The organism is Actinosynnema sp. NPDC059797 (assembly GCF_042732085.1).
Classification (GTDB): Bacteria; Actinomycetota; Actinomycetes; order Mycobacteriales; family Pseudonocardiaceae; genus Actinosynnema.
The window spans coordinates 1-3,842 of the sequence record NZ_JBHWIE010000529.1 but is presented as its reverse complement, the minus strand read 5'-3'; the positions used below and the strand labels follow the sequence as shown (position 1 = coordinate 3,842).

The 3,842-nt window shown below is 71.0% G+C and carries 4 protein-coding genes; 1 reads left to right on the top strand and 3 read right to left on the bottom strand.

Annotation, left to right across the window (positions count from 1 at the left end):
- The 3 genes from ACFV4N_RS41080 to leuC all read right to left on the bottom strand — a co-directional run.
- The coding region (locus ACFV4N_RS41080) for an HU family DNA-binding protein (protein ID WP_499678101.1) at positions 1–692 on the bottom strand (692 nt) is incomplete at its 3' end.
- 210 nt (positions 693–902) lie between these two features.
- On the bottom strand, positions 903–1,505 hold the full coding sequence (gene leuD, locus ACFV4N_RS41075) for a 3-isopropylmalate dehydratase small subunit (protein ID WP_499678100.1): 603 nt from the start codon (positions 1,503–1,505) through the stop codon (positions 903–905).
- Between the two features lie 17 nt (positions 1,506–1,522).
- Entirely contained in the window at positions 1,523–2,926 is a 1,404-nt protein-coding gene (gene leuC, locus ACFV4N_RS41070; protein WP_499678099.1) for a 3-isopropylmalate dehydratase large subunit, read from the bottom strand.
- 71 nt (positions 2,927–2,997) lie between these two features.
- Between leuC and ACFV4N_RS41065 the strand changes: the two genes are divergently transcribed.
- Positions 2,998–3,699 carry an IclR family transcriptional regulator gene (locus tag ACFV4N_RS41065; protein ID WP_344035267.1) on the top strand — a complete coding sequence of 234 codons (702 nt, stop codon included), beginning with the start codon at positions 2,998–3,000 and terminating at the stop codon, positions 3,697–3,699.
- Positions 3,700–3,842: the final 143 nt, after the last annotated feature.

Genomic DNA, 3,842 nt, shown 5'->3' with positions numbered 1-3,842 from the left:
TTCGCCGTCGTGGCCTTCTTGGCGGCCGCCGGCTTGGCGGCGGCCGAGGTGGTGGCCTTGGCGGTCGACGCCTTCGTCGTGCTCGCCTTCTTCGCCGCCGCGGGCTTGGCAGCCGCCGCCTTGGTGGCGGTCGACTTCGCAGCGGTCGTCTTGGTCGCGGCGCTCTTGGCGGGCGCGGCCTTGGTGGCGGTGGCGGCCGGCTTGGCCGCCGCCGTGGTGGACCGGCTGCGGGTGGCCGGGGCCTTCGTGGCAGCCGCAGCGGCGCGCGTGGTGGAGCCGGTGCTGCGCGCCGTGGAGCGCGCCGTGGTGGTGCGCGCGGTGGTGCTGCGGGTCGCCGGGGCCTTGGTCGCGGTGGCGGCCGGCTTGGCGGCAGCCGCGGCGGCGGCGGGCTTCGCCGCCGTCACCCGCGGCAGCTTCTTGGTGCCGCTGATGACGTCCTTGAACGTCGAACCGGCGCGGAACGCGGGCACGTTGGTCTTCTTGACCTTGACGGTCTCACCGGTGCGCGGGTTGCGAGCGGTGCGGGCCGCGCGGGCACGCTTCTCGAAGACACCGAAGCCGGTGATGTTGACCTTCTCGCCCTTGTGGACGCTGCGGACGATCACGTCGACGATGCCGTCGACGGCGGCGGCGGCGTTCTTCTTGTCGCCAAGGCGCTCGGCGAGCGCCTCGATGAGCTGGGCCTTGTTCACCTTCAGTCCCTCCCAGGACGCTCACGGCCCTAGTCGGGCCGACTGATGAGTCACGGTAAGCCCATATGCAAGGAAATACCAATCGCCACGCCAAACTTTTCGTTGTGGCGTGGGCGATTACGTCCTGTCGAGGGACACTCCCCGGGGCCCCGGAGGGAAAGGCCGGGGCCGGATTTCCGCTGCTAGAGGGGGAAATCCGGCCCCTCCGGGTCACTTCGCGGGCACGGGTTCGGTGGTCGGGAGCCACCCCTGCCTGCGCTGCTCGAACTCGGTGATGTCATCGGCGTGCCGCAGGGTCAGGGCGATGTCGTCCAATCCCTCCAGCAGGCGCCAGCGGGTGTACTCGTCGATGGTGAAGGGGGCGGTGAAGTCCTTCGCCACAACCGTGTTCTTCGTCAGGTCGACGGTCACCGGGGTGCCGGGCTCGTTCTCCAGGAGCTTCCAGAGCAATTCGACATCGGACTGCTCGCACTGGGCGGCCACGAGGCCCTGCTTGCCCGCGTTGCCCCGGAAGATGTCGGCGAACCGGGACGAGATGACCACCCGGAAGCCGTAATCCATGAGCGCCCACACGGCGTGCTCGCGGGACGAGCCGGTGCCGAAATCGGGCCCGGCGACCAGCACGCTGCCGGCCCGGTAGGGCTCCTGGTTGAGCACGAAGTGCTCGTCACCGCGCCAGGCGGCGAACAGGCCGTCCTCGAAGCCCGTGCGGGTGACCCGCTTGAGGTAGACGGCGGGGATGATCTGGTCGGTGTCCACGTTGGACCTGCGCAGGGGCACCCCGACCCCGGTGTGGGTGGTGAACGCTTCCATATCGGCTCGGATCTCCCTCAGACCAGGTCGGCGGGCGAGGACAGGGTGCCGCGGACGGCGGTGGCGGCGGCCACGAGCGGCGAGACCAGGTGGGTCCGGCCCCCCTTGCCCTGCCTGCCCTCGAAGTTGCGGTTGGACGTGGACGCGCTGCGCTCGCCGGGCTTGAGCTGGTCCGGGTTCATGCCGAGGCACATGGAGCAACCGGCCTGGCGCCACTCGGCGCCCGCCTCCAGGAACACCTCGTGCAGCCCCTCGGACTCGGCCTGGGCGCGCACGCGCATGGAGCCGGGGACGACGAGCATCCGCACGCCCTCGGCCACCTTGTGCCCGCGCAGCACGTCGGCGGCCGCGCGCAGGTCCTCGATGCGGCCGTTGGTGCACGAGCCGAGGAACACGGTGTCGACCCGCACGTCGCGCAGCGGGGTACCCGGCTCCAGACCCATGTACGCCAGCGCCTTCTCGGCGGCCACGCGCTCGTTCTCGTCCGCGATCGCCTCCGGGTCGGGCACCCGCTCGGACAGCGGCAGGCCCTGGCCGGGGTTGGTGCCCCAGGTGACGAACGGCGTCAGCTCGTCGGCGTCCAGGCGGACCTCGGCGTCGAACTCCGCGTCGTCGTCGGTGCGCAGCGTCTTCCAGTACTCGACGGCGGCGTCCCAGTCGGCGCCGGACGGCGCGTGCGGGCGGCCCTGGATGTAGTCGAACGTCGTCTGGTCGGGGGCGATCATGCCCGCCCGCGCGCCGGCCTCGATCGACATGTTGCACACGGTCATGCGGGCTTCCATGGACAGCGCCTCGATCGCGCTGCCCCGGTACTCCAGGACGTAGCCCTGGCCGCCGCCGGTGCCGATCTTCGCGATCACCGCGAGGATGATGTCCTTGGCCGTCACGCCGGGCCGCAGCCGCCCCTCGACGGTGATCGCCATGGTCTTGAACGGTTTCAGCGGCAGCGTCTGGGTCGCCATCACGTGCTCGACCTCGGACGTGCCGATGCCGAACGCCAGGGCGCCGAACGCGCCGTGGGTGGACGTGTGGCTGTCACCGCAGACCACGGTCATGCCCGGCTGGGTCAGGCCCAGCTGCGGCCCCACCACGTGGACGATGCCCTGCTCCGCGTCGCCCATCGGGTGCAGCCGGACGCCGAACTCGGCGCAGTTCTTGCGCAGCGTCTCGACCTGCGTGCGGGACACGGGGTCCGCGATGGGCAGCTCGATGTCGACGGTCGGGACGTTGTGGTCCTCGGTGGCGATGGTGAGGTCCGGCCTGCGGATCGGGCGCCCCGCCAACCGCAGCCCGTCGAAGGCCTGCGGGCTGGTCACTTCGTGCAGCAGGTGGAGGTCGATGTAGAGCAGGTCGGGCTCCGCGCCACTGCCGTGGCGCACCACGTGTGCTTCCCACACCTTCTCCGCGAGCGTGCGGCTCATCGCAACTCTCCCAAGATCTGGACAGTCGATAGATCTGGACTTCCCAGACAGTGGGAAGTTAGTATCGGCTTGTGGGACAGCATAGCGGGATCGGCGTGCTGGACAAGGCAGTGGCCGTCCTGAACGCCGTCGCAAAGGATCCGTGTGGGCTCGCCGAGTTGTGCAACCGGACGGGCTTGCCGAGGGCTACCGCGCACCGGTTGGCGGTCGGTCTCGAGGTGCACCGGTTGCTGCGACGGGGTTCCGACGGCCGCTGGCGTCCGGGCGCGGCACTGGCGGAGTTGGCGGGCGGCGCGACCGACCCCCTGCTCGACGCGGCCTCCTCGGTGTTGCCGAGGCTGCGCGACATCACCGGCGAGAGCGTCCAGCTCTACCGGCGGGACGGGATGCAGCGCATCTGCGTCTCCTCCGCGGAACCCCCGAGCGGTTTGCGCGACACCGTGCCGATCGGCGCGCGTTTGCCGATGACCGCCGGCTCGGGCGCAAAAGTATTGGCGGCCTGGTCCGACCCGGGCACCCAACGCTCCGTCCTGGCCGACGCCGTATACGGCGAACGCACATTGTTGGAAGTCCGCCGCCGGGGCTGGGCGCAAAGCGTCGCAGAACGCGAACCGGGCGTGGCGAGCGTTTCCGCCCCGGTCCGCGACAGCACGGGCGCGGTAGTGGCCGCGGTATCCGTTTCGGGCCCCATCGACCGCATGGGCCGCCGCCCGGGCGCGAGGTGGGCAGCGGACCTCCTGGCAGCCGCAGAGGCCCTCCAATCCCGCCTCTGACCCCAACAGCCCGACCGAACCCCCTGATCAGCCCCCCGTCCAACCAGGGAGCCACCCCCCGCCGCAGCAACCAACGCGGGGGGTGCAGGGGGGCGAAGCCCCGCCTGCGCGGGGTCCGGGGGTTGCACCCCCGGGTGTAAATG